The organism is Peptoniphilus sp. HCN-40583 (assembly GCF_037892835.1).
Lineage (GTDB): Bacteria > Bacillota > Clostridia > Tissierellales > Peptoniphilaceae > Aedoeadaptatus > Aedoeadaptatus rachelemmaiella.
On the sequence record NZ_JBBKBU010000002.1, the window covers coordinates 85,301 to 105,511 of the forward strand.

The following is a 20,211-nucleotide window of genomic DNA, read 5'->3' on the forward strand; positions in this document are numbered from 1 at the left end:
CAGTCTATCTTTAAAAAGTCTTTATCGTTAATTACTTTCATGCCTTACCTCTGATATTTTTTAACTTCTTCAATGCTCTTTACAATGTAATCAATTCCGCCTTTGAGTTCTTCTTTCGTCATGTTGTATATCTGTTCTGGCTTGCAATCTTTTGTCATTGCTATAATCATAAAATCAGAACGACTTGGCACAAATACGTTTAGAGCAACACTTACAACAAGCAATACAACTGAATACTTTGTGTACTTGGTGGCAGTCAATACGTCATGAGAGTTAACCTTGCCTTTTCTTTCATCAAACTTTAAACAACAGAGTGAAATCAGCAACATTGGCACTACTACCGACAAAATAAGAGTGATCGTGGACGACATCTTATTTATTTTTTCAAATACACACGCTAAGTAATAAACCTTCCCTATTGTCATTTTCCGCCCTCTTCCTCGCTCCGATATAGGATTGCCTCAAAATTGTCGGCCGTAAATTTTCTCATAATCGATACGCATTTATCTCTTGCTTCAAGTAAGTGCCGTTCACTGTAATAACCTTCCGTAATCTCTTCGTCGTCCGTTATGTCAAGCCTGAAACCTACCGTCTTATAATCGTAAATTTCAAGATTACATAGCTTACAATTTGCAAACACTGTAATATCGAAGTAATTTATATTCGCTTGCTCCGGAATTTCCTCGGAGTTAGATGTGAAATATCCGTAATGAACCGTTCCGTTGATATCTCCGTAGTAGTCAATATTTACACCACTGACCGAAGCCAGTTCGTTAAGTAACTTTGCAACCTTTGCGTAGTCCATTATTGCCTCCCTGCTTGCACTATGATCTGCTATCTTTTATGACGCCTTCTTCGATCAACTCTTTTACCAGGTTTATGGCAAATCCCATACATTGCCTATCTAAGTCTGTATGCTTGTCTTCTAGATCCTCTTCCGAAAAAACGAATCCGCACATTCCACCCATAGATGAACAACTAAGTCTTAATGTGTTTTCTTCTGGATTAAATCCAAACCACACATCATTCCCGTGATCGAAGCCGTTACTGTCATACGAGTGAAAGTCTTTTCTAAAGCAAATAAGATTGGGAGTTACCGCTGTATTTCTCCAAAGTTGATATTTTCCAAGTAGCTTCGTACCTGGAATGAATAGGTCCGGTCTTAAGACTTCGTATATGTTCCTTTCGCTTATTTCAATCAATATTACTTCCTCCACTCGAATTCGATTCCCATTTCCTCACTTAATGTATCGGCGATGTCGTCCAGGTTCAGCCTATTCGCCCCTACGTCTTCTATAAGTTCGGATAGATGCTCGGCGAAGCGTTCGGTGCGCAAACGGCCATAACCAAAGTGATCGCGCAAAACTAACATTGAAAGAACAATAACCATGTCAACCGCCGTCTCGATGCCTTCCGTCTTCGCGTCCTGTTTCATCTTTTCTATCTGATCCCACGTCATGTTATAGGTGGGTACCTTCTTTTTCTTCATTTGTTGTCTTCCCGCTTTACAAAAACAACCCATACTGTCTTCCCTCGTCGATGGCCATAAATTGGTTTCTCTTCAAACAGTTTTAAAACGTCACCTACTCTCGCATCGTGATCCGACCATTTAAAGACTAATGTTCCGTTCGTCTTTAAGACCCGCCAACATTCAGAAAATCCTTTGGATAAATCTTCTTCCCATGTGTTTCTGTCTAACCCGCCATATTGGGCGTACATGATTGAATTCTTTCCGGGAGATTTTAAATGCGGCTGATCGAATATCACATGGTGGAAGGTCTCGTTTTCGAATGGCATATTTCGAAAATCTCCGACGATATTCGGGCTTACATTTACTTTCTTTCCGTGGATTTCGTTTTTTTCTTTGCGGATGTCCATTGTAATTATGTCGTCTCGGCTTTTGTCAAAGTAGAATAATTGACTTCCGCAACAAGCATCCAGAATCATTTCCTCACCACTCCTAATAGCTTCTTCTCCATTCTTCCATCACACGCCACCGATATAATCAAATTCGAAGTCGTCAAGTTCCTGATCTGTCAGCTTTCTCGTATAAACTAAAATATCGTGGTATCTTTCCCCGAAAGTTTTGTCGGATGATTCTGTTAAATGCTCCACTCGTTCAAAACCTTCTTTCGGAAAAGTCCCTAAGCTGAATGGTCTATTCCTCATGCCGTAAATAAATAACATATTTCCTCCCACGTCGTTAGCCGTCTACACATCATGGTTATCGCCTTTTTCATTAAGTGCCTGATCGTAGAAATTCAATTTGCATCGTTGGTTTCAGCATTTTTTCTACTGCATCTTCATAAAACTGTTTTTCCACCTCGAAGCCATAAGATGGCTTGTTAAGTTCATAGGCTGCTCTAAGTGTTGATCCACTACCTGCCACCGGATCAATCACAACATCGCCTTCATCGGTGAAAATCTGGATTAGTTCTTTTAATAGCCCGATAGGTTTTTGTGTCGGATGGATCTTAGGGTAGTTTTTTCCGTTGTCTCTCCGCCATTCAAAATGATTGAAGATCATACGGCCTTTCCCGGTCTCCGCCTTCCCGTTATTAAACTTCGGAAGCTTGTCCCGATAAAGCACCATTGCAAATTCTGTGGCCCCTACAATTCGCATGTTCGCTTTTAGAACCTGGCTCGAATAGTTCTTTGTAAAGAAAAGCGGATAAGAATTCTTGAATCCATGTTTCTTTCCGTACTCCGCTACCATCGGCATTTGTTGAAAGGAACAGAATACAATCATCGCCGGAGCCTTGTTTCTCTCTTTAGGTTCCTTCACAAGCATCTTGCTACAAAAGTGCATGAATTCTGCGATTCTAAACGTTTCATCGGTTTTAAAGAATGAGGACTTTGCCAACTTGCTTTCGCCGTTTCGATTGTCTCCGCCTTTATACCAGCTCGGATTACTCGCATAAGCAGCATCGCCGATTCTGTACGGTATATCGGCTATAACTAATTGCGCTTTAGGGATACCGTAACGCTTGTAGTTTTGAAAGTTGTCACGGTATAACTCGCACTTTAGAGGCTTTACCTTCGCCATACTATTCACGCCCTTCTTACTCGTTGATATCTTCCACAAACACCGGGAATTCCTTTTTTGCTATTTCTAAGACCTTTTCTGATAGTTCCCTAATTTGAGGGTGCGCCGCTTTATCAAGTCTTAATTTTAGAAAGTGTCTTAATTCCCTAAGGTTCATTGTCATGGCCAACGTTGTTGCCGTGCATAACGGAAGAATGTCCCTTGCATCTTCGGGCCTATAGCCATTTTCTATGAATGCCTTGTATTGCTCTTCTATTTGCTTCAATATGTTCATGGCGTTAAATAAATCAGATGGCTTACCTTCCCTTAAGATGAATTCAATGTCGTCATACTTAACGTATCTGGTGGATTCTTGACTGTAACTCGCCAATCGATGACGAACAATCTCGTTGGCAATTGCTCTATTTGTTTTAATCTTGAATGTTAATGAACCATGTTCTAAAACGGACTCATGGCCTCTTTTAATAATCATCCGGACAAACTTTTCGCCCGACTCAACGCTGTAATCTGATTTCGATTGATAGCATATTCTTCCGGCCATTTCGATGTTATTTAGCATCTCTTTATAATCAAGGTGATTCAGCAATTCCACCTGTTGTTCTACAAATTTCATAGTTCCCCCTTTTTCCCATGATTCTTTTTTCTTAGTTCCGCACCTGTTAGGTCGGCACTTGTAAAATCCGCATCTGTTAAGTCGGTATCTGTTAAATCCGCACCTCTTAAATCAGAAAACGATAGGTCGGCATCTGTTAATTTTGCGCCTGTTAAATTAGCATTTCTTAGGTTTGCTGATTCCATAAAAGCCACTTCTAAACACGCACCGCTTAAATCTGCCCCTTCCAAATCTGCTTCCATTAATTCTGCACCAAGTAGGTTCGCACCACTCAAATTTGCCTGCGATAAATATGCAGCACTTAAACTCGCGATTGCTAAATTCGTGTTTTTAAAATTCGCACCGGTTAAATCAGAGCATTCAAAGCAAGCATGCTCCAAGTTTAGATTGCTTAAATCTAAACCCCTTAGATCTTCCCCGATTAAGTGTAGAGGTTCCCCTTCTTTCCACTCACTGTCTAACCATTTTTTGTGATTTTCCAAAGCTTTCTGTAATTGTTCCTTCTCCATTATTTTCCCCTTGCTTCCGACTTACCCGACGTATACGGGTTCGCCTATCTTCGCCAATAGAACCATGTCATAGCCTTCTAGGTCTTCATCGTTCAGTTCCTTCGTATAGAAAAGCACTTTCCTCACGTCAATCGGTATTTGAAGCGGGTTTTCTTTAATGCTTTCTCTTGCATGTAGATTTCTTTCTTCCTCGTCTAATTCTCTTAACAAGTTATTTTCCGGATATCTACCGTCGATGGATCCGTATAGGTATCTGTCAACATAATGGTCTATCTCGTTATCCGTGTAGATGTTATAAGTGAATAATCCATAATGGCCGTTCATCTATAAGTCACGCCTTTCTCGAATTGTTGATCTTCTCGTTCATCATTCAGATCTTCAATTACAACAAATTCAACTTCATCGGCATTTATTATTGCCGGTTCACTTAATGGAAAAATGTGTTTATAGGCACTTATGATTTTTTCATCAGTGAAATTGTGCAAGTTTTTTGATACTACATTGGAATACCACCTTGATAATCTCTCCGGTATTTCAAGAATGTCATAAAATGTGCTTCCGTTGACCAGGTGATATATTATGACTTTCCGCATCTTCTTCTCCCCTCGTCTCCAATATGTAGTTAAGGAAATTTACTGCCTTTTCAATGTCCTTATAAAACGAATCTTTCTTCCCGGCACGAATCAAATACTTCATCGCACACCCTAAGCAAAATTTAATGAACCCGTACTGGCCTAACACTGACCGAATAACGTCAATGCTCTTTACGTCAAGCCCTTCCAGTACATAATGCGACGGTGTTTCTCCACTTTTCACTTGAGCATCCCCTTCTTTCTCATTCTTTCTCTACTTTCAACGCTGTATCCTGTATTAATGTTTTCAGCTATTCTCTTCTTGTTCGCCAATTCTTGAACCTTTTTATACTGCTTATATTCGGCACAATCTGAATGGCATCCTACCTTCCGATTTTTGCATTCGTAACATTCATTCTTCATCTCGAAGTCTTTCTACAATCCACCAATTCCGATGAACCCATCTGAAAACCTCATCGTATTTCCTCAACATCAATTCCTAAAGGTTCCAGCGGGATCGTGTAATCATCAATGCTAAGACTCACGCCAACTTCGTCTTTGGTAAGCTGCACCCAAAATTCATGTTCGATGAACCCTGTGTCAGTGGTCATCAGTCCCTTGACCACCTTTTTTATTTTTATCGGTTTAGTTTTCTTTTTCATTTCCAACCCCTTTCTCTTAATTGGTGTCAGCTACTCTTGACCGCTCTCCCTTCGTCAAGTACTAATTCAATCCGTATCTATTTCGCTAACTTCGCTATGTTCAAGCTCATGGAATATATGAAGTCCTTTTTTTATCATTTCAAATGCTTGGCGCAATTCACGCCTATCCGCTTCAATTTTTTCTCTGTCCCGGCCAGGCCATCCATCGGCGTAAACTTCGGAGCTGTCGCTTCCTTCCTCTTTTTCCGTCTCGTATATATTTCCGATTACCTTGCAGTCCGCCGTCTCGCTAGTTTCGTCGGCGAAATGCTCAAAAGAGATGTTGTCATATTTAGATTTTACATACCAACCAAATGGGCTATATGTCACAACGCCAGTAAAATAGTATTCTCCATCAAAATGTTCTACAACATTGCCCTCATAAATGTCTGTGCCCTCATTGTCCTTTAAATTTGTGCACATCATTATCACAACATTCTTTAAAGATTCTACTTCATAACACTCCCCATTAGCCGTCTTTTCACATACCAAAATAACTGTGTTATGGTCGAAGTTCATGAATGATACATGATATATTTCTTTTCTAACTTTGTGAAATGCTTTAAGTTTTAGTGTCTTCATTACTTTAACTCCTCTTCAAATATATCCACATAACAAGGCTCTATTCTATCCGCTTTTGTGTTTAAAACATGATCAGCAAGGGCTTCTCTTGCCTCTTTTAATGATTCAAAAACACCAATGATTGATTCTCGACCAGTCTTTTCTGTTGTGTCCATCACTATAAAAACTTTCGTCCTTCCACCTCTCTTTCTTCCACTTTTAGTTCGCCGATACTTACATCGCCTAAATGATATATAGGATCTATAACTCTTTCGATCATTTCCTTTACATCTTTTTCAGTCCAATCGTCATCAGTTTCAAAAAAATAATGTTATTCTAAATTCTTTCATTTACTCTTCCTCATTTCATCTTCAATTTCACATACAATATCTAATAAAAATTCATATTCTTCACTTCCCCAATCATATTCAGATGCTTCATAATCAAGATCCCACATTATCTTTTTTAATTGGATTTTAGTTTCTTCTTTAAACCTCACCATAATTCCGCCTCATAAGTATCTAGCACATTTAACAACCCCTCTTTTAATATTTCTGATATATAATCTACTGTTTCATCTCTATCCACCACGTCGTTCATGTCTTTTTTAGCGTTGACCACCATTGTTTCTAATCCGTAATCAATACCGTCATAAACTGTGGTAGTCCAATTATCTATAATCCAATCTCTAAAATCTTCTTTTGGCGTGTTTATATTTATTGATGGTGTCAAACTTACATCATCAATTACTCGCAAACAAAAATCTCTATATTTTTTTGGCATGGTCGATTCTCCGAGTTCGTATCGGATTCTCTTGCGACTGATTAAGTCGGATAATTCTGTCATTTTTTCTCCTTTATCTCAATTCCCCACATAAACGATTATGCAGTCTTTCCACTTGTCGTCGTATTTAGCAATCTCACTTTTTACAAGTTCATCAAACTCTTTATCACTAAGATCTTTAGTTCCATCCATCCACGCTAAAGCATATTCTACTTCTTCTTCAAATTCATCACGACTTGCAAATAACTTTTCGTCATTTATGTCTTGATAGCAGTCCAAAACCTCACCCTTTTCTGCTTTGACTAAACTACATGACATATAAACATAAGCATTGTCATACCCTGTGTCTTCGGCAAAAAACATCAGCGGTAAGTCCGGATTCTCCGCAATCAGTTTTTTTAATTCTTGGCATTCATTTAAGAAATAATAATCACTCATCATTTTCCCTCGATTCTTCCATTATCTTCATCGGCTTCTTGCAAAATAAAGTGAATTACACGATAGTATCGTTCTCTTAAAAACGCATTATCTTTGTGTGTTTCTTCTATTTTTTCTTTTAATTCATCTAGTGATCCTTGGAAACACCCCGTCGTCCAAATGCCCAAATCTACCCAATAAGAAATGGTGTTATTTGGTCTTGATGTATCTACTTGCACAGATATGACACTTTTGCCCACCATCTGTTCTGTTATGGCATGTCTTAAATTTGCATATCTTAAATCTGCTTGTGTTAGATCTGCTTCTTCTAAATTTGCATGTCTTAAATCTGCACCACTTAAATTTTCACCACTTAGATCTGTATCACTTAGATCTGCACGCTCCCCGCCATCATCATAATCAATCCACTTTTTGTGTTTTTTTAAGATCGCTCTCAATTTTTCTTTGTCCATCACCGCACCCCCGTACTCCCAAAGCCGCCGGTGCCTCGTTCTGTCTCTCCAAGCTCTCCAACACGTTCTAAGTCCACCCGCAAATATGGAATAACGATCATTTGCGCCACCCTTACACCCGGTTCAATGGTTATAATTTCATGCCCGTGATTAACCAACTTAATCCCGATCTCTCCGCGATAATCGCAATCGATTATCCCGACGGAATTTAACATCGATAATCCGCGCCAACCGTAGCCCGACCGCACGACCAGCATCCCAAAACAACCGTGCGGAATTTCAACCGCCAGGTGGGTCTCCAGCTCTGCCAATGAACCGGGGCCGATTGTCACCGGTACGCTTCCGTTGTAATAAATATCGACACCTGCTGAATCTTCGGTGCCATACTTCGGCTCTTTTGCATCGCTTTCAGTCATTAAGTAATACATTTTTTTATTCCAGTAGTTCAAACTTTCCCTCCGTGCATAATAATCATTGGAATTATGTCCCCGTCAACCTCGTCGATCTCAAACTCGTACTCTTCGCCGTCTACATATCCAAAAACGGATATCTCGTAATCCGGCGGAAAATAGCTTAATTCGTGGATTAAATCCTTAATCAGCATCCGTTATCTCCTCCGCATTTATTTCGGGTCATCTAACCTGTTTATTTCGATACAAAAGACCGTGTTATCGGGATATAGTTGTGAAAACCTCTTAACCGCTTTTGTTTGTGCTTTTTCTTCACTTTCTGCCGTTACCATATAGGTGAATTTATCAATGACAACAACCGTAGTACGATAATCGTGTAATGGCGTTTCTTCATAGCCTAAAAGCGCTTCCATGCTAACTCCGAAAAGATTGGATACTCTATGCAGCTTGTCTGCCGATGGTATAGATTTTTTCCATCTCCTAATGGATCCGTTTCCTAATTTCGCTTCTTTTTCCACATCCGCTATGGTCATTCTGCTTTCAGTCGCCAGTCTTAAAACACGGTCATAAAGCGTTTCTTTCATATCCAAGCCTCATAATCATCGTAAAGTCTCTGTAAGTTTTCAGGCGTTATCCTCCACTGCTCATTGGTGTCTTGATCCACAAACACAAGGCTTCCGTCTTTAAAGATTGCAAGCCCAAGATTTTCAGATTTCATGTATCCGACAAAAATCTGAAGAATCATTGAAATCTTCTCTTTCATTTCGATGCCTCAATTCTTTAATCTAGCTATCTTTCAAGCTTTTCATGGAGCCAAAAATAACGCGCATAGCCGGGAAACCCTTCCTCTTCAAAATCTTTGTTTTCCAACGCTTGATTTCTGTCTAAGTATGCTATCCGACCCTCTCCGTTATCGCCTTGCCAAAATGCCGATCCTCCGCCTAATCCCATTGCGTAGCTTAATGCTTCTCCGCCGCTTGCAAATGGCCCTAAGACTTTTCCCGTATTTCTTAATTTTCCATTTGTTGGATTAAGCCATTCTTTTTCAACCAACACCCATGTATCAAGCTTCAGAAAATCGTTAGCCTTCATCGCTTACCTCCGTCAGTGTTATCTCTACTCTCGGATCCTCTTTGTCGTACAACACCCTTGAACCGTCGTGCCCGGCAATGATCTTGCAATTATCGTCCTCGATTATGTTCGCCGAAACTAATATGTCGCATGTTGCTTCAAGTAGGTTCACGAGGTCTACGCGGTGCCTCGTCGGCATGTAATAAACACACTGCATATTCAGTGGCTTATTTTTCACCTTTTTAACTCTCATGAGCTGATACACGCATTGTTCTTCGTACCTTTCAAACTGCTCGCTCGGTATAATTTTTTTAAACCCACCAGCTCGCACGATCCTTTGAGAGTTCTTTTTCGTGATTGGCCGCCCTCGTAGTGTTATGTGAATTGGCTCCATGTTTCCCCCTATAGGTAATTTCGCCCGAAGATCTTCATGTATTCTTCGTGACCGTGTTCTGCTTCAAATCGTCGTTGACCCTCGGCCCTGCTCCATGCCATCATGCTCGGGTTTTTGTGTAGTTCCCTATGACAGGCCCGGCAAAGCTGGATCACCAATCCATAGAGATCGCTTAATTTTCGTAACCCGCGGCCGAAAATTAGGTGGTGTGTCTCCGTCTGCGGATTCCCGCAAAAGTAGCAACTCATAAACTCACCCCTTCTAGTCTTGCAATGGTTACAGACTTGGCTTTCGTATCTTGTAATTCCAGTTGAATTACTTTCTCGCCGTCAATCCGGCGAAAGATAATGGCGTTAATCTGCTGGTACTCGATCCCTTTATGTCTCACCTTAGAGCGGTCATTGAACGCCTTCTTCGCATCTTCATAGGTCATGAGATTCTACATGCCTTTAGATTCTCTGCTGCGGCTAAGGTCTTGATTCCTTTTGCCCTCAACACAGCCACGGTACGATCAATCTCTGCCTGTTTCGTGGCGATCCAGTACCCATTGTCCCCTGTAACAACCGGCACGCCCTTCTCTCTCAACGATGCCGTTAAAAGCCGTGCCTCACGTGGCGTGATGGGTAAGTCCCTACACCGCACCGCTCGCTCTGCGCTATGGCCGATCATGGCCATGAAGTCTTTCTCGTCTTGCGTAAATTTCACCCGAATACCGCCCTCCAATAGCCCGTATCTAGGCCCGCTTCGCTTGCCATGATGAGTAGTACCTCTATCAAGTCCGACATTTCTTTCGTGGTGAACGTGGAAGAACCGTAGTAGCACCGGAACACGGCCTTCTCGTTGTCATAAGGCTGTATGAATTCCACCGCTCGAAACAGTCTCCGAAGATCCTTTTCCGCTTTTAAGTCCACGATGATCTGTTCACTTTTTACGCCGGCTTGTCTTAGTGCATTGGCGTATATCGTCATTTGGTCATTCGATAAATGGCCATTTGTCGCCTTGTCAATGTCTCGTATGAGTGCCCACATTTTACGGTTTTGATCCAGGCTTCGATGGCCTCGTGCCTTTTCAATATCAAGGCTTAGCTTGTCGCTCCCCTCGATCCCTTCAAGTTTTTTATAGTGTCCGAAGTTATCTACACGGAAGGTGATGTAGCCGATGCCGTCTTGATCTTGATATTGGCTATGTTTAGATGCTGTTACTTTCATTTTTGACCCTCCGCAGGAAGCTATCTCTCTTCTTCTTCGCCGCGCCTACACGTCTAGGTTTATTCGTAAATTCAACAGGTACCGGGCACATTTCCATAAGTCGATCAAACGTCCGATCCACGCCGTCATAGCTTAGATATCTGCATAATTCAGCCATGGTTAAATTCGTTGTGACAATTGTCGGGAGATTTGACCTATAGCGATCATCGATGGCTTTGTATATTTGCGATAGCTCCCATTCGCTTCGGCCACCAACACCTAAGTCGTCCAGGACAAGCAAGTCACACCTCGAAATTTCATCAAAGAATTCTACTTCCCCTTGCGTTCCAAATTTTGAAACACGCTTAATTTCTTGCATTAAACCCGTTTGGCTTAACACAATGACGTGATAACCGAATTCCAGTAAATTGTTTGCGATGCTGAAAGCTAGGTGGCTCTTCCCTGTCCCCGGCTTTCCGAAGAAAATCATTCCGATGTTCTCGTCTTTATTTGCTTTGAAATTCCGAACGTAGCTTAGAGCGTATTCGTGATACATCTTGTTGCCTTCGTCAATCTCGAAGTTGAAAAATCCATAGTTGTACACATCAGTGAAAGCCCTTCGCCTAAGGGATTCCTTACGTCTTCTGATCTCGTCCTCTTTATCCTTTTCGCGTTGTCGGCGATTGATTTCTTGCTGACGTGGCGAACTTGCTTCGATGGTGTATTCCCCTCCGAAAATGGTGAATGTACACTTCTTCCCAACATCGCTTAGACTGTTTAAATCGCAATTAGGTGCAATGTCCGATGCCTCGTGGTACCTTCCTTTCGCTATTGCTTCCTCCTCTTCTTGGAGGCGTTTCAGAAACTCGTTCATTCGTTCTCCTCTCTGCAAGGCTTAATTGCTTATGGCCGAATTGAAATAGGCGTCGTACGTTCCATTTCGCATACCTTCTGTTTCTTTCCCTTTCTCTGAATAGTTTCCGCGAAGCGGAAAAACGCCTTGCCAATTGTTCATGATGCTGTTATTCAATATCTTGACCTTTGTTTCGTTATCCTGAGCAAGTTCATTCAGTCTGTTTATGATTAACTTAAATGCTCTTACTGTGAACGGCTTACTTTTATCTCCCTTCTCCATCTCAAATCGCATGGCACAAAATTCCAGAAGGGCCTCACGCACATTCGGGTGTAAAGAGTTATTATTTATATATTCAGTTATATATTCTTTTATATTATTCTCTTTAACCTCTGTGTCCATACCTCTCCTCATATTTGGGGAGAGGGGGTTCTCGTCTGTGTCCATACCTCCCCCCGCTGGTGTCCATACCTCTCCGCACGCCTGTCCATCAATTTCTCCATTTTCAGATTGAGTGGTTTGAATTTTTTCTTCATTTGCGATGTTTGAATCTTTTGATTGATCCTCATTTGTCGGTGCAGAAAAGAATGTGATAATGAATATTTTACGTATGACTACCTCGCTGTTTCCGTTGCGGACAACATCTCTTTTTATGTGTCCGCATTCTTCTAAGTGAGTTAAGTACCGGCTGATTGTCTTCTTCGACTTCCTACATTTCTGTGAAAGGTATTCATTCGTGGCCCAACAATAGCCTTCTTTTTTGACGAGCGACATTAATCTTGCGAATAGAATGATCTCTCCATCAGATAGCCTTTCGTCGTTTACAATGGCATCCGGAAGGATAGAAAAAGCGGATGCCATTGGTTTGAATTCATCTTCTGGATAATCGTTCATAGTCTGATTAATGTTTTGTGTCATGATTCTCCTCTTTATATTCAATGATTAGTGATCTTAATTTAGAAACGTGCTCTTCTTTAGGAAAGATGATTCTTTTTTCGACAGACTCACCTACTTCCGTAGGCTTGTCTCAAGGCGTTTAACAATGCCTTCAGTTCTCCAACATTAAGCGCATCCGTCGATTGTTTTTTAAATTTTTGGTGAACCATCTCGCTAACGGCTTGCGGTGGGATTTTTTTTGCATTTACAAAGTCTACGATCTCACTTAAGACGCCTTCACGCTGTTGCCCTTGCTTTGTGTTGTGCTGCCCTTGATTTTGCGTTTGAGGCTCTTGTGGAGCATTTCCTCCACTGCCTTGTGGATAGGTAAACCGAATGTTTCCGGCCTCATCTGCAAGTTGTAAGAACGAAATCTTCTTTTCTGAATACTCTATTCTGTGAACATGGATCTTAACCTTGTAACTTAGTCTGGGTTTCCCGCTGCTGGAATCAATTTCGTCTTTCAAGGATCTAATCCATATAAAGGGTGCCGTGTATAGTTCCCTGCCGATGCCGATGTTGGTACATGCCCGCTTAAAGGAGTCGGAAGCCTCGCCCTTCTCTGCCTCTGCATTGGAGGGCTTTCCTACATCCTGTTTCTCAATCCATTCTTTCTTTTCGTCGTCCCAAATTAGGACGGAACAGAATAAGTTATTTTTGACAACTAAATGGCGACGTTGCCAGTTGGAAGGCCCGAACGTCTCATCTAAGACATTCATATCAGCCCTTGCGTTTTTATACAGAAGGACTGAAAATCCGTTAGCATTTACTATTTGAGCCCGAACCTCTATCTCATCGGCTCGTAATGGTCTGATGTTCCACATAATAGCCACCTTTCAAGGTTTTAGAGGGGTACATGTAGTACCCCTATCAATCTGTGTATTTCAGCGACAGGGATTTTTCCAATGTTACGGTGATTCCGTCAATTACCTCGCCATCCTTTGTTGCCACGGCTCCTGATCCGGTGACGACAAAATCCTTCTTCATCTGTGCCTTGTTAATCTCTTCCTTGATCCGGATATAAGACTTCAAGTCATCATCTTTCTTTAGTGACGCCATTACGGCATCGTCGTCGTACGTCCATCTCTTTGTTGTCCGTACGCTGGCGGATCCGTTCAGCGTTTGAAGTTTGAATTTCGGATTTTCTTCCTTTTGTTCGGCGATATAATCGGATAGGCAAGTTCGAAGAAAGGCTGTCTCTTCGATTTCGTCTTTTTTCACTTTGTCCTCGAAGGCTTTCAAGCGTTCTTTTTCACGCTTGATGTATTCGAGTTTTTGGTCTCTGTTCTTTTCTGCATCTCGGATTGTTCTAATTGCCCAATCTGCATCTTCAAGTGAGCGAATTTTCCACGCTTCGTTTTGCTCTGGTGCTTGTTGTTCAACGGCTTGTAATTCAGTCATTTTTATACTCCCCTTTTCAGCGTTTCACGGATGTTCTCAACGAATTCGTCGAATGGCATCGGATTGTCGGACTCCATGTCTGTCACGTATTTAAGACTCAATATTAGTGTTGCTTGTTTGTTTATTAAATCCGGAAGTGTTGCTTCAGCCTTCTTTCCAGATTCGATCTTTTCCATGCAACGGTTGATATCTGCTGCACATCCGTGCAATTGAGTTGTTATTCTGGTTAAATCCATCTTTGATCTCCTTTTGTGGTATGTGGTATAATGATGGTGTTACATTTCGCAGTCCCATGACAGTTGCCTTGTCGTGGGGCTTTTTTATTGGAATGGATATTCTCCATTTTCTTTGCTATATTCCACAGCCCATTCTGCTTTTTTAACGGGTTGCATACTCACGCTATCTGCATAAACGTCCGCTTTACTTCCAGCGGCCATGCCAGCAAGAAACGTGATTACTAATATGGCGGCTATAAGTGCGATTCGATTAGCGACCGCTTCCGGATCGTTATAGTAGAAGCTCCTACAAATCAGTCTCTTCTTCCGTCTCATTTCTTTTCTCCTTCCAGTTTTCGAATTCAATCCCGATCAACCGAATAAAGCCTTTGAACGCGTCCGAATCAATCAATCCGGCGTTGATTACTTCAACTTGCATGATTTCACTCTCACTTTCGACACCGCTTGCGTTTAATCATGAATTGTATTTCCGTCATTTCTTAATAAAAAATTTACGTCCAAATCTAGTGTTAACGCTAATTTTTTAAGTGTTTTATAACTCGGCGTATATCTGTCGCATTCTAAATCTCCAAGAAATGTCCTTGAAACGTCAATTTCCTGCGACAATTCGAGTTGCGTCATTCCCTTTTGAATGCGTTTTTCTTTTATAGCTTCTCCCAATGTCATTCTATCCCCCCTTTCAAACTTAATTACATTGTAGTGTATAACCGTCACATCGTCAAGCACTTTTTCAAAGTATTTCCGACATTTTGAAGAATGTTGGGGTATAATATACCCACAAGGACGGTATGACCGTACTTTTAGGAGGTGCCCTGTGACGAATGTGATAGGCCAACGAATTAAAACGATTAGAAACAATCTAAAACTAACGCAGGCCGAAACGGCAAAAAGGGCCAAGATATCAAGAACATATTTTGCCGACGTCGAAAGGGGGCGTTATAACCCCAGCCTTGAAACACTGAACGACATAGCAACCGCTCTCGAAACGACTGTCGAGTCGATTATTTCTGACGGCGAAAAAAATTCTTTTAAAGTACCAGTATTTGGATCTGTTTCTGCCGGGAATCCACTTATTGCCATGGAAGATATTATCGAATGGGAAGAACTCCCAAAAAAATGGGAAAATCATGGCGTTTTTTATGGTCTACGTGTAAAAGGATCAAGCATGGAGCCGCGGATCTCCGAAGGCGACGTAGTGATCGTGAAGAAACAAAATGACGTTAATAACGGAGAACTTGCTATTGTGCTTATAAACGGCGATGAGGCTACGTTTAAAAAGGTTCAGAAAGGACCTGATGGTATAACGCTTATTGCGTTTAACCCGACGGTATATCCTCCGCACTTTTACACTAATAATGATATAAAAAACCTTCCCGTACAAATTATTGGGAAGGTTATAGAGGCGAGGCTAAAATTTTAGGGGGTTATAATGGCATCTGGATTACCGTATACTCTTAAAAAACTACGAGCCAAGGAAGACTTATCTCAACAAGCCGTCGCAGATACGCTCGGGTTTTCGAGATCAACTTTAGGGAACTATGAACAGGGGACTCGGACACCGGACCTCGCCACAATGTCACTATTCGCAGATTTCTATGGCGTCACTATCGACTATCTTCAAGGAAGATCTTCGAACCCGTCACTCAACCGTAAGGATGAAACAGATGTCTCTAAGAACGTCGAGGGGTGGTCGACTATGAAGCTACCTAACAGAATGAGAGAACTCCGACGCTTAAATAGATTTTCACAGGAAGACATCGCTATAAAGCTAGGCATATCTACAAGTGCCTATGGATTCTATGAACAAGGAAAGACGATACCAAATGCTAAAACCCTTGTATTTTTAGCGGATCTATATGACGTATCTGTTGATTACCTATTGGGAGGAAGTAATACGACACGATTGAAAACCAGCAACGAGATCGATGTAGCTTCTGAATTTAGGGATATTCGCAACAAGCTAGAAAGCGAGATGCTACGAATAACTTTGGATGGAGAAGAAATTAGCGAAGAAGTAAAAGAATTCATACTTGACCAATTGGAGAATACTTTAATTATTGCGGAAATCAAGGTCAAGGGTAAATTTACTCCGAAAAACAACAAGTAAGGTTTTATTTCGTGGAGGTGTAGATTTATGTGTACTGGTCACAGAATACGTGACGCTAGAGAAAGCAAAGGAATTTTCCAGGCAGACCTAGCTAAGATGGCGAATATCAATAAAAGTGTTATGAGCCGTATTGAAAAAGGCGATAGGGCCGTCAGAGATGACGAATTAAGAGAAATCGCAAAGCAACTCAACGTGAGCGCTGATTATCTTATTGGGCGCTCTTCAAATCCAATGTTAACGCGCACCAACGAAAGAGACATTGCTCGCAATGTTGAAGAAATGAAACAGAGCCTGGAAAACGGATCTTTGAGAATGTCCCTTGACGGCGAAGAAATCACTGATGAAGTAAAGGAATTTATTTTAGATCAAATCGAAAACACTCTAACATTGGCGAAGATTAAATCTAAAGAAAAGTTTACGCCTAAAAAATTTAAGTGAGCGTGCCATGGGAATAGCTTTAAAAAAGGCAAATAAAATATTTAGAGAGTGCGGTTCGGCTGATCCGCTTCTTATTGCCGAATATAAAGACTATGTAATCGTACGCAAAAAGATGCCATGCCAGCTCAAAGGGTTTACTTTGAAGAAATATAGAATGCCGGTCATTTATATAAATGATCTCTATAGCAAAAATGAACAAGATTTTACTTGTCTGCATGAGATTGGACATATTGTTTGCGGTCATGACGACAATGCAATCTTTCTTCTGAACAACACATCACAAGTTGTAAATAGGTATGAAAATGAAGCCGATGACTTTGCGTGTGCATTAAAGCTGCTGTCATTCGACCGAGGGGAAATTGAACACCTAAACATAAAGCAAATCAGCGCATTGTCAGGAATTGATGAAGCCATTCTTTTAAATTTTTTTAAGCGGAACAGAACAAACATTCGAGGGCTTGTAAATGGAGGTATGTATGAATAAAACAATTAGGCGCATGGTCTATACCCTAGTGATTCTTCTTTCTTTATTCGCTCTAACCGGATGCGAGATCGGCCATGAAGCCAAGCTGAAGAAAGATGCTCAATCCTATATCTACATGAAATCCTACATTAATCAAGCAACGGAAGAGTACTATGCCATGCTTGAACGTCCGATAAATACGAACGGAATTGATTTTGAGGACGATAGCGGCGGAAGTATGCACCAAATCTTTTTCAACATGCTAGAGAGCGCAGAGGAATACACCGAGGAAATTCAATCTGAAGAATTTGAAAAGGCTATTCAGCTGAATACGGAATCCATCGACGCCCTTAAAAAGGCCTACTTTGATTACATGACGTTTTGCCATGCGTTTTATGTATACGGTAAGGATCGATCAGTCGTCAATGACGAGGGCTTCCAATTGATACACATGGATTCGTATGCTAACTATGAAAAACAAGATCGTCGATTTGAAGATTGTTACAGCATGGTTCAAGAAGAGGAAGACAAGCTAAACGATATGGGGCTTTTTGATGAAGTAGAATGGCCGGACGATAGTGGCGACTACGCAGATGAAGATTAAATAACAAAACCCCCGCTCTCGGGCATGAGAACAGGGGTCGTAGATCAGGCTATGGTAAGCCCGCAGATGGTTATATTATACCATGGCCTCAAGTAGGAGGCAATGATGAAGAAAGCCGTGGCATACGCCAGATATTCGACGGATATGCAGCGGGAAGAATCGATCGATGCTCAATTTAGGGCTATCGAGGATTACTGCTACCGTAACGACATTTTACTTATACACAAATACAAAGATGAGGGTATTTCCGGCACGTCTGATGAACGTCCGGAATTCCAATCCATGATTGATGCAAGCGACGCGCACGCTTTTGATTACGTTGTCGTCCATAAGCTGGATCGCTTTACACGTTCTAAGTACGACAGCGCCATTTACAAGCGCCGATTGAAAGAAAACGGGGTACGAGTCCTATCTGTGCTTGAAAACCTGGACGATAGCCCTGAGAGCCTTATATTGGAATCTGTGCTAGAAGGCATGAGTGAATATTACTCCAGGAACCTTTCCCGTGAAGTTAAAAAGGGAATGAGCGAAAATGCCTACAAAGGAAAATTCAACGGCGGTACTCCCCCATTAGGTTATGATATTGACCATGCCGGGGATTACATCATCAACGAATGGGAAGCACGGGCCATTCGAATCATCTTCGAGATGTACGGAAACGGGCACTCTTATAACGACATTATAAAGAAACTAAACCATGATGGTTATAAGACGAAAAAAGGACGCCCTTTCGGAAGAAACTCACTCTATGAGATCTTACGCAACGAAAAATACATTGGCAACTATGTTTATCGCCGGGAGGATTACGACGGCTTTGCGAAGAAAAGAAACAATCATGCTGAACGTGATCGAAAAGATATGATCGTACTGGAAGGAAAGATACCGTCAATTATTTCTAAGGATGCATGGGAGATTGTACAAATGAGAAGAGAAAAAAACAAACACGTTGGCGGAGGCCTTAAAGCGAAAAGAACGTATATATTGTCCGGGATTCTCGTATGCGATTCTTGCGGCGAGAAAATGTCCGGATGCATGAGACGGTCATCCACGGGGCGTGAATACTACTACTACCGCTGCACATCGAACAGGAAGACTGATTACTGTTCTTCCGTAAATGCCGACAAGATCGAAACGGCGGTGAAAAAACGCTTTGATCGGGCCATTTTCACCGAACATAACAAAAAGATCGTGGCCGAAGCCATCGAACAATACAGCCGAATTTACAGAGACAGCGACGCCAATAAGAACAAGGTAGACTATAACGCCGAATTGCTCACAACGACAAACCAAATTAACCGTATCGTCGATGCCATCGCCAACGGTGCTTCTACCCCGGCAATGTACGAGAAGCTAAAAGACCTTGAAAATAAAAAAGCCGCTTTATTAAGCGACATGGAAAAGATCATTTCTTATGAAGATCAAGATAAAGTTCTAAGAAAGCAAATTGAGGACTTCCTCAACAGCCATTCTTCCATCGAGGACTTCTCCCCCGAAAAACAAAAAACGATACTCTCCATGTTCATAGAAAGTATCGTTTATCGTCATTCCTCTATACAGATTAAGATGCGGATGATTAATCCGGAAATCTTATCCAATGGGAATAGGGATGGTGCGGGAAAGAGGACTTGAACCCCCACGTCGTTGACACTAGATCCTAAGTCTAGCGCGTCTGCCAATTCCGCCATTCCCGCATACTCGCAAAGCGAGTTGAAATCCCGAAGGATTATGGGGTGGATAGTGGGAATCGAACCCACGATCTCCAGGACCACAATCTGGCGCCTTAACCGACTAGGCCATACCCACCACAAAATTTGACGATGGATACATATTAACATCATTTAATACCCATGTCAAATGTTTTTTAGCTTTTTAAGGTTTCGACAAATGCCCGCAAAGCCCGACCGCGGTGACTGACGGCATTCTTCTCGGCATCGGCCATTTCTGCGAAGGTTTTGTCGTAACCTTCGGGAATAAAGAGGGGATCGTAGCCGAATCCGCCCTCGCCTCGAGGCGACTCGGTGATATGTCCCGGACAGATTCCTTCCACCGTATAGATTTCATCGCCTCTTTTTACGGCGATAACGGTTTTAAAATAAGCGCTGCGATCGATTTTTCCTTCCATTTCCCGCAAGAGTTTCTCGCGATTTTTTTCGTCATTTCCCTCTTCACCGGCGTAGCGGGCGGAATAGACGCCGGGGCGCCCTTGAAGAGCGCTCACGAATAGGCCCGTGTCGTCGCCAATGACGATTTCACCTTCCAAGGACTCAATTTTTTTCATGGCATTGGCTTGAAGGGTATCGCCGTCTTCCACGGGATGAATGTCGCCGTACCCGGCCTCGGTCTTTGTTAAAACGCGAAACTTCCCGTCGACCAATTCGCGGATTTCTTTTAGCTTGTGTGCGTTGTCTGTGGATAGGATGATGTTCATGCGTTCTC

42 protein-coding genes and 2 tRNA genes are annotated in these 20,211 nt (G+C 41.8%); 6 read left to right on the plus strand and 38 right to left on the minus strand.

What is annotated here, in order from left to right; all coding sequences use genetic code 11:
- Positions 1 to 44: 44 nt before the first annotated feature.
- The 35 genes from WKT05_RS01195 to WKT05_RS01360 all read right to left on the minus strand — a co-directional run bounded on the left by WKT05_RS01195 (position 45) and on the right by WKT05_RS01360 (position 14,829).
- Positions 45 to 425, minus strand: coding sequence for a hypothetical protein (locus WKT05_RS01195; RefSeq protein WP_340412570.1), 381 nt, complete (start codon positions 423 to 425; stop codon positions 45 to 47).
- A complete protein-coding gene (locus WKT05_RS01200) occupies positions 422 to 805 on the minus strand; it encodes a hypothetical protein (RefSeq protein WP_340412571.1) in 384 nt (127 codons plus the stop codon). The genes WKT05_RS01195 and WKT05_RS01200 overlap by 4 nt, the downstream gene beginning before the upstream one ends.
- Before the next feature lie 19 nt (positions 806 to 824).
- Positions 825 to 1,202, minus strand: coding sequence for a hypothetical protein (locus tag WKT05_RS01205; RefSeq protein WP_340412572.1), 378 nt, complete (start codon positions 1,200 to 1,202; stop codon positions 825 to 827).
- Positions 1,203 to 1,204: 2 nt separating this feature from the next.
- On the minus strand, positions 1,205 to 1,489 hold the full coding sequence (locus tag WKT05_RS01210) for a hypothetical protein (protein ID WP_340412573.1): 285 nt from the start codon (positions 1,487 to 1,489) through the stop codon (positions 1,205 to 1,207).
- Entirely contained in the window at positions 1,486 to 1,947 is a 462-nt protein-coding gene (locus WKT05_RS01215) for a class I SAM-dependent methyltransferase (protein WP_340412574.1), read from the minus strand. The genes WKT05_RS01210 and WKT05_RS01215 overlap by 4 nt, the downstream gene beginning before the upstream one ends.
- A 39-nt stretch (positions 1,948 to 1,986) precedes the next feature.
- On the minus strand, positions 1,987 to 2,187 hold the full coding sequence (locus WKT05_RS01220; RefSeq protein WP_340412575.1) for a defense against restriction DarA-related protein: 201 nt from the start codon (positions 2,185 to 2,187) through the stop codon (positions 1,987 to 1,989).
- 52 nt (positions 2,188 to 2,239) lie between these two features.
- Positions 2,240 to 3,046: a DNA-methyltransferase gene (locus WKT05_RS01225; protein ID WP_340412576.1), complete on the minus strand. Its 807-nt coding sequence runs from the start codon at positions 3,044 to 3,046 to the stop codon at positions 2,240 to 2,242.
- 16 nt (positions 3,047 to 3,062) lie between these two features.
- A complete protein-coding gene (gene thyX, locus WKT05_RS01230) occupies positions 3,063 to 3,659 on the minus strand; it encodes an FAD-dependent thymidylate synthase (protein ID WP_340412577.1) in 597 nt (198 codons plus the stop codon).
- Positions 3,656 to 4,168: a pentapeptide repeat-containing protein gene (locus WKT05_RS01235; RefSeq protein WP_340412578.1), complete on the minus strand. Its 513-nt coding sequence runs from the start codon at positions 4,166 to 4,168 to the stop codon at positions 3,656 to 3,658. The genes thyX and WKT05_RS01235 overlap by 4 nt, the downstream gene beginning before the upstream one ends.
- Positions 4,169 to 4,189: 21 nt before the next feature.
- Entirely contained in the window at positions 4,190 to 4,492 is a 303-nt protein-coding gene (locus WKT05_RS01240) for a hypothetical protein (RefSeq protein WP_340412579.1), read from the minus strand.
- Entirely contained in the window at positions 4,489 to 4,761 is a 273-nt protein-coding gene (locus WKT05_RS01245; RefSeq protein WP_340412580.1) for a hypothetical protein, read from the minus strand. The genes WKT05_RS01240 and WKT05_RS01245 overlap by 4 nt, the downstream gene beginning before the upstream one ends.
- A complete protein-coding gene (locus tag WKT05_RS10610; RefSeq protein WP_445323169.1) occupies positions 4,712 to 4,984 on the minus strand; it encodes a DUF3310 domain-containing protein in 273 nt (90 codons plus the stop codon). Before WKT05_RS10610 ends, WKT05_RS01245 begins: the two co-directional genes overlap by 50 nt.
- Positions 4,985 to 5,213: 229 nt before the next feature.
- Positions 5,214 to 5,402 (minus strand): hypothetical protein, encoded by a 189-nt coding sequence (locus tag WKT05_RS01250; protein WP_340412581.1) that lies wholly within the window; start codon positions 5,400 to 5,402, stop codon positions 5,214 to 5,216.
- 66 nt (positions 5,403 to 5,468) lie between these two features.
- A complete protein-coding gene (locus WKT05_RS01255) occupies positions 5,469 to 6,023 on the minus strand; it encodes a YopX family protein (RefSeq protein ID WP_340412582.1) in 555 nt (184 codons plus the stop codon).
- Positions 6,023 to 6,181: a hypothetical protein gene (locus WKT05_RS01260; protein WP_340412583.1), complete on the minus strand. Its 159-nt coding sequence runs from the start codon at positions 6,179 to 6,181 to the stop codon at positions 6,023 to 6,025. Before WKT05_RS01260 ends, WKT05_RS01255 begins: the two co-directional genes overlap by 1 nt.
- Before the next feature lie 167 nt (positions 6,182 to 6,348).
- Positions 6,349 to 6,504: a hypothetical protein gene (locus WKT05_RS01265; protein ID WP_340412584.1), complete on the minus strand. Its 156-nt coding sequence runs from the start codon at positions 6,502 to 6,504 to the stop codon at positions 6,349 to 6,351.
- Positions 6,498 to 6,848, minus strand: a complete 351-nt coding sequence (locus tag WKT05_RS01270; RefSeq protein ID WP_340412585.1) for a hypothetical protein — start codon at positions 6,846 to 6,848, stop codon at positions 6,498 to 6,500. Before WKT05_RS01270 ends, WKT05_RS01265 begins: the two co-directional genes overlap by 7 nt.
- A 15-nt stretch (positions 6,849 to 6,863) precedes the next feature.
- Positions 6,864 to 7,226: a hypothetical protein gene (locus WKT05_RS01275; protein WP_340412586.1), complete on the minus strand. Its 363-nt coding sequence runs from the start codon at positions 7,224 to 7,226 to the stop codon at positions 6,864 to 6,866.
- Positions 7,223 to 7,675, minus strand: a complete 453-nt coding sequence (locus tag WKT05_RS01280) for a pentapeptide repeat-containing protein (protein ID WP_340412587.1) — start codon at positions 7,673 to 7,675, stop codon at positions 7,223 to 7,225. The genes WKT05_RS01275 and WKT05_RS01280 overlap by 4 nt, the downstream gene beginning before the upstream one ends.
- Entirely contained in the window at positions 7,675 to 8,124 is a 450-nt protein-coding gene (dut, locus tag WKT05_RS01285; RefSeq protein WP_340412588.1) for a dUTP diphosphatase, read from the minus strand. The genes WKT05_RS01280 and dut overlap by 1 nt, the downstream gene beginning before the upstream one ends.
- On the minus strand, positions 8,121 to 8,279 hold the full coding sequence (locus tag WKT05_RS01290) for a hypothetical protein (RefSeq protein ID WP_340412589.1): 159 nt from the start codon (positions 8,277 to 8,279) through the stop codon (positions 8,121 to 8,123). Before WKT05_RS01290 ends, dut begins: the two co-directional genes overlap by 4 nt.
- Positions 8,280 to 8,297: 18 nt before the next feature.
- Positions 8,298 to 8,669, minus strand: coding sequence for a helix-turn-helix domain-containing protein (locus tag WKT05_RS01295; RefSeq protein WP_340412590.1), 372 nt, complete (start codon positions 8,667 to 8,669; stop codon positions 8,298 to 8,300).
- Positions 8,666 to 8,848 (minus strand): hypothetical protein, encoded by a 183-nt coding sequence (locus WKT05_RS01300; protein ID WP_340412591.1) that lies wholly within the window; start codon positions 8,846 to 8,848, stop codon positions 8,666 to 8,668. Before WKT05_RS01300 ends, WKT05_RS01295 begins: the two co-directional genes overlap by 4 nt.
- Before the next feature lie 26 nt (positions 8,849 to 8,874).
- Entirely contained in the window at positions 8,875 to 9,177 is a 303-nt protein-coding gene (locus tag WKT05_RS01305; protein WP_340412592.1) for a hypothetical protein, read from the minus strand.
- Positions 9,167 to 9,550, minus strand: a complete 384-nt coding sequence (locus WKT05_RS01310) for a RusA family crossover junction endodeoxyribonuclease (protein ID WP_340412593.1) — start codon at positions 9,548 to 9,550, stop codon at positions 9,167 to 9,169. Before WKT05_RS01310 ends, WKT05_RS01305 begins: the two co-directional genes overlap by 11 nt.
- 8 nt (positions 9,551 to 9,558) lie before the next feature.
- A complete protein-coding gene (locus WKT05_RS01315) occupies positions 9,559 to 9,798 on the minus strand; it encodes a DUF968 domain-containing protein (protein WP_340412594.1) in 240 nt (79 codons plus the stop codon).
- Positions 9,795 to 9,983 carry a hypothetical protein gene (locus WKT05_RS01320; RefSeq protein WP_340412595.1) on the minus strand — a complete coding sequence of 63 codons (189 nt, stop codon included), beginning with the start codon at positions 9,981 to 9,983 and terminating at the stop codon, positions 9,795 to 9,797. The genes WKT05_RS01315 and WKT05_RS01320 overlap by 4 nt, the downstream gene beginning before the upstream one ends.
- A 268-nt stretch (positions 9,984 to 10,251) precedes the next feature.
- Positions 10,252 to 10,758 carry a hypothetical protein gene (locus WKT05_RS01325; protein ID WP_340412596.1) on the minus strand — a complete coding sequence of 169 codons (507 nt, stop codon included), beginning with the start codon at positions 10,756 to 10,758 and terminating at the stop codon, positions 10,252 to 10,254.
- Positions 10,739 to 11,611 carry an ATP-binding protein gene (locus WKT05_RS01330; protein ID WP_340412597.1) on the minus strand — a complete coding sequence of 291 codons (873 nt, stop codon included), beginning with the start codon at positions 11,609 to 11,611 and terminating at the stop codon, positions 10,739 to 10,741. The genes WKT05_RS01325 and WKT05_RS01330 overlap by 20 nt, the downstream gene beginning before the upstream one ends.
- Before the next feature lie 21 nt (positions 11,612 to 11,632).
- Positions 11,633 to 12,508, minus strand: coding sequence for a helix-turn-helix domain-containing protein (locus WKT05_RS01335; RefSeq protein ID WP_340412598.1), 876 nt, complete (start codon positions 12,506 to 12,508; stop codon positions 11,633 to 11,635).
- 86 nt (positions 12,509 to 12,594) lie between these two features.
- Positions 12,595 to 13,350: a hypothetical protein gene (locus WKT05_RS01340; protein ID WP_340412599.1), complete on the minus strand. Its 756-nt coding sequence runs from the start codon at positions 13,348 to 13,350 to the stop codon at positions 12,595 to 12,597.
- Positions 13,351 to 13,396: 46 nt separating this feature from the next.
- Positions 13,397 to 13,927, minus strand: coding sequence for a host-nuclease inhibitor Gam family protein (locus tag WKT05_RS01345; protein ID WP_340412600.1), 531 nt, complete (start codon positions 13,925 to 13,927; stop codon positions 13,397 to 13,399).
- A gap of 2 nt (positions 13,928 to 13,929) precedes the next feature.
- The gene (locus WKT05_RS01350; protein WP_340412601.1) at positions 13,930 to 14,163 is read right to left on the minus strand and encodes a hypothetical protein; all 234 of its coding nucleotides are present in this window, start codon (positions 14,161 to 14,163) and stop codon (positions 13,930 to 13,932) included.
- Between the two features lie 84 nt (positions 14,164 to 14,247).
- Positions 14,248 to 14,478, minus strand: coding sequence for a hypothetical protein (locus tag WKT05_RS01355; protein ID WP_340412602.1), 231 nt, complete (start codon positions 14,476 to 14,478; stop codon positions 14,248 to 14,250).
- 135 nt (positions 14,479 to 14,613) lie between these two features.
- Positions 14,614 to 14,829: a helix-turn-helix transcriptional regulator gene (locus WKT05_RS01360; RefSeq protein WP_340412603.1), complete on the minus strand. Its 216-nt coding sequence runs from the start codon at positions 14,827 to 14,829 to the stop codon at positions 14,614 to 14,616.
- A 148-nt stretch (positions 14,830 to 14,977) separates the two neighbouring features.
- Between WKT05_RS01360 and WKT05_RS01365 the strand changes: the two genes are divergently transcribed.
- From WKT05_RS01365 to WKT05_RS01390, 6 genes are all read left to right on the plus strand, one after another.
- On the plus strand, positions 14,978 to 15,583 hold the full coding sequence (locus WKT05_RS01365) for a LexA family protein (protein ID WP_340412604.1): 606 nt from the start codon (positions 14,978 to 14,980) through the stop codon (positions 15,581 to 15,583).
- 9 nt (positions 15,584 to 15,592) lie between these two features.
- On the plus strand, positions 15,593 to 16,270 hold the full coding sequence (locus WKT05_RS01370; protein WP_340412605.1) for a helix-turn-helix transcriptional regulator: 678 nt from the start codon (positions 15,593 to 15,595) through the stop codon (positions 16,268 to 16,270).
- 27 nt (positions 16,271 to 16,297) lie between these two features.
- Entirely contained in the window at positions 16,298 to 16,708 is a 411-nt protein-coding gene (locus WKT05_RS01375; protein WP_340412606.1) for a helix-turn-helix domain-containing protein, read from the plus strand.
- Positions 16,709 to 16,715: 7 nt separating this feature from the next.
- Positions 16,716 to 17,192: an ImmA/IrrE family metallo-endopeptidase gene (locus WKT05_RS01380; protein ID WP_340412607.1), complete on the plus strand. Its 477-nt coding sequence runs from the start codon at positions 16,716 to 16,718 to the stop codon at positions 17,190 to 17,192.
- Positions 17,185 to 17,775: a hypothetical protein gene (locus tag WKT05_RS01385; protein ID WP_340412608.1), complete on the plus strand. Its 591-nt coding sequence runs from the start codon at positions 17,185 to 17,187 to the stop codon at positions 17,773 to 17,775. The genes WKT05_RS01380 and WKT05_RS01385 overlap by 8 nt, the downstream gene beginning before the upstream one ends.
- A 102-nt stretch (positions 17,776 to 17,877) precedes the next feature.
- Positions 17,878 to 19,404, plus strand: coding sequence for a recombinase family protein (locus WKT05_RS01390; RefSeq protein ID WP_340412609.1), 1,527 nt, complete (start codon positions 17,878 to 17,880; stop codon positions 19,402 to 19,404).
- Here WKT05_RS01390 and WKT05_RS01395 read toward each other — a convergent pair.
- From WKT05_RS01395 to rdgB, 3 genes are all read right to left on the minus strand, one after another.
- Positions 19,383 to 19,466 (minus strand) — tRNA-Leu (locus WKT05_RS01395). The genes WKT05_RS01390 and WKT05_RS01395 overlap by 22 nt on opposite strands.
- Before the next feature lie 35 nt (positions 19,467 to 19,501).
- Positions 19,502 to 19,578, minus strand: a tRNA-His gene (locus tag WKT05_RS01400).
- Between the two features lie 58 nt (positions 19,579 to 19,636).
- Positions 19,637 to 20,203: an RdgB/HAM1 family non-canonical purine NTP pyrophosphatase gene (rdgB, locus tag WKT05_RS01405; protein ID WP_340412610.1), complete on the minus strand. Its 567-nt coding sequence runs from the start codon at positions 20,201 to 20,203 to the stop codon at positions 19,637 to 19,639.
- Between the last annotated feature and the right edge of the window lie 8 nt (positions 20,204 to 20,211).

What these genes read in the sequence shown, in the direction of transcription:
- WKT05_RS01195 (WP_340412570.1), bottom strand. Translation starts at nt 425, where the DNA reads ATGACAATAGGGAAGGTTTATTACTTAGCGTGTGTATTTGAAAAAATA.
- WKT05_RS01200 (WP_340412571.1), bottom strand. Translation starts at nt 805, where the DNA reads ATGGACTACGCAAAGGTTGCAAAGTTACTTAACGAACTGGCTTCGGTC.
- WKT05_RS01210 (WP_340412573.1), bottom strand. Translation starts at nt 1,489, where the DNA reads ATGAAGAAAAAGAAGGTACCCACCTATAACATGACGTGGGATCAGATA.
- WKT05_RS01215 (WP_340412574.1), bottom strand. Translation starts at nt 1,947, where the DNA reads ATGATTCTGGATGCTTGTTGCGGAAGTCAATTATTCTACTTTGACAAA.
- WKT05_RS01220 (WP_340412575.1), bottom strand. Translation starts at nt 2,187, where the DNA reads ATGTTATTTATTTACGGCATGAGGAATAGACCATTCAGCTTAGGGACT.
- WKT05_RS01225 (WP_340412576.1), bottom strand. Translation starts at nt 3,046, where the DNA reads ATGGCGAAGGTAAAGCCTCTAAAGTGCGAGTTATACCGTGACAACTTT.
- thyX (WP_340412577.1), bottom strand. Translation starts at nt 3,659, where the DNA reads ATGAAATTTGTAGAACAACAGGTGGAATTGCTGAATCACCTTGATTAT.
- WKT05_RS01235 (WP_340412578.1), bottom strand. Translation starts at nt 4,168, where the DNA reads ATGGAGAAGGAACAATTACAGAAAGCTTTGGAAAATCACAAAAAATGG.
- WKT05_RS01240 (WP_340412579.1), bottom strand. Translation starts at nt 4,492, where the DNA reads ATGAACGGCCATTATGGATTATTCACTTATAACATCTACACGGATAAC.
- WKT05_RS01245 (WP_340412580.1), bottom strand. Translation starts at nt 4,761, where the DNA reads ATGCGGAAAGTCATAATATATCACCTGGTCAACGGAAGCACATTTTAT.
- WKT05_RS01250 (WP_340412581.1), bottom strand. Translation starts at nt 5,402, where the DNA reads ATGAAAAAGAAAACTAAACCGATAAAAATAAAAAAGGTGGTCAAGGGA.
- WKT05_RS01255 (WP_340412582.1), bottom strand. Translation starts at nt 6,023, where the DNA reads ATGAAGACACTAAAACTTAAAGCATTTCACAAAGTTAGAAAAGAAATA.
- WKT05_RS01265 (WP_340412584.1), bottom strand. Translation starts at nt 6,504, where the DNA reads ATGGTGAGGTTTAAAGAAGAAACTAAAATCCAATTAAAAAAGATAATG.
- WKT05_RS01270 (WP_340412585.1), bottom strand. Translation starts at nt 6,848, where the DNA reads ATGACAGAATTATCCGACTTAATCAGTCGCAAGAGAATCCGATACGAA.
- WKT05_RS01275 (WP_340412586.1), bottom strand. Translation starts at nt 7,226, where the DNA reads ATGATGAGTGATTATTATTTCTTAAATGAATGCCAAGAATTAAAAAAA.
- WKT05_RS01280 (WP_340412587.1), bottom strand. Translation starts at nt 7,675, where the DNA reads ATGGACAAAGAAAAATTGAGAGCGATCTTAAAAAAACACAAAAAGTGG.
- WKT05_RS01290 (WP_340412589.1), bottom strand. Translation starts at nt 8,279, where the DNA reads ATGCTGATTAAGGATTTAATCCACGAATTAAGCTATTTTCCGCCGGAT.
- WKT05_RS01295 (WP_340412590.1), bottom strand. Translation starts at nt 8,669, where the DNA reads ATGAAAGAAACGCTTTATGACCGTGTTTTAAGACTGGCGACTGAAAGC.
- WKT05_RS01300 (WP_340412591.1), bottom strand. Translation starts at nt 8,848, where the DNA reads ATGAAAGAGAAGATTTCAATGATTCTTCAGATTTTTGTCGGATACATG.
- WKT05_RS01305 (WP_340412592.1), bottom strand. Translation starts at nt 9,177, where the DNA reads ATGAAGGCTAACGATTTTCTGAAGCTTGATACATGGGTGTTGGTTGAA.
- WKT05_RS01310 (WP_340412593.1), bottom strand. Translation starts at nt 9,550, where the DNA reads ATGGAGCCAATTCACATAACACTACGAGGGCGGCCAATCACGAAAAAG.
- WKT05_RS01315 (WP_340412594.1), bottom strand. Translation starts at nt 9,798, where the DNA reads ATGAGTTGCTACTTTTGCGGGAATCCGCAGACGGAGACACACCACCTA.
- WKT05_RS01320 (WP_340412595.1), bottom strand. Translation starts at nt 9,983, where the DNA reads ATGACCTATGAAGATGCGAAGAAGGCGTTCAATGACCGCTCTAAGGTG.
- WKT05_RS01325 (WP_340412596.1), bottom strand. Translation starts at nt 10,758, where the DNA reads ATGAAAGTAACAGCATCTAAACATAGCCAATATCAAGATCAAGACGGC.
- WKT05_RS01330 (WP_340412597.1), bottom strand. Translation starts at nt 11,611, where the DNA reads ATGAACGAGTTTCTGAAACGCCTCCAAGAAGAGGAGGAAGCAATAGCG.
- WKT05_RS01335 (WP_340412598.1), bottom strand. Translation starts at nt 12,508, where the DNA reads ATGACACAAAACATTAATCAGACTATGAACGATTATCCAGAAGATGAA.
- WKT05_RS01340 (WP_340412599.1), bottom strand. Translation starts at nt 13,350, where the DNA reads ATGTGGAACATCAGACCATTACGAGCCGATGAGATAGAGGTTCGGGCT.
- WKT05_RS01345 (WP_340412600.1), bottom strand. Translation starts at nt 13,927, where the DNA reads ATGACTGAATTACAAGCCGTTGAACAACAAGCACCAGAGCAAAACGAA.
- WKT05_RS01350 (WP_340412601.1), bottom strand. Translation starts at nt 14,163, where the DNA reads ATGGATTTAACCAGAATAACAACTCAATTGCACGGATGTGCAGCAGAT.
- WKT05_RS01355 (WP_340412602.1), bottom strand. Translation starts at nt 14,478, where the DNA reads ATGAGACGGAAGAAGAGACTGATTTGTAGGAGCTTCTACTATAACGAT.
- WKT05_RS01360 (WP_340412603.1), bottom strand. Translation starts at nt 14,829, where the DNA reads ATGACATTGGGAGAAGCTATAAAAGAAAAACGCATTCAAAAGGGAATG.
- WKT05_RS01370 (WP_340412605.1), top strand. Translation starts at nt 15,593, where the DNA reads ATGGCATCTGGATTACCGTATACTCTTAAAAAACTACGAGCCAAGGAA.
- WKT05_RS01375 (WP_340412606.1), top strand. Translation starts at nt 16,298, where the DNA reads ATGTGTACTGGTCACAGAATACGTGACGCTAGAGAAAGCAAAGGAATT.
- WKT05_RS01380 (WP_340412607.1), top strand. Translation starts at nt 16,716, where the DNA reads ATGGGAATAGCTTTAAAAAAGGCAAATAAAATATTTAGAGAGTGCGGT.
- WKT05_RS01385 (WP_340412608.1), top strand. Translation starts at nt 17,185, where the DNA reads ATGAATAAAACAATTAGGCGCATGGTCTATACCCTAGTGATTCTTCTT.
- WKT05_RS01390 (WP_340412609.1), top strand. Translation starts at nt 17,878, where the DNA reads ATGATGAAGAAAGCCGTGGCATACGCCAGATATTCGACGGATATGCAG.
- rdgB (WP_340412610.1), bottom strand. Translation starts at nt 20,203, where the DNA reads ATGAACATCATCCTATCCACAGACAACGCACACAAGCTAAAAGAAATC.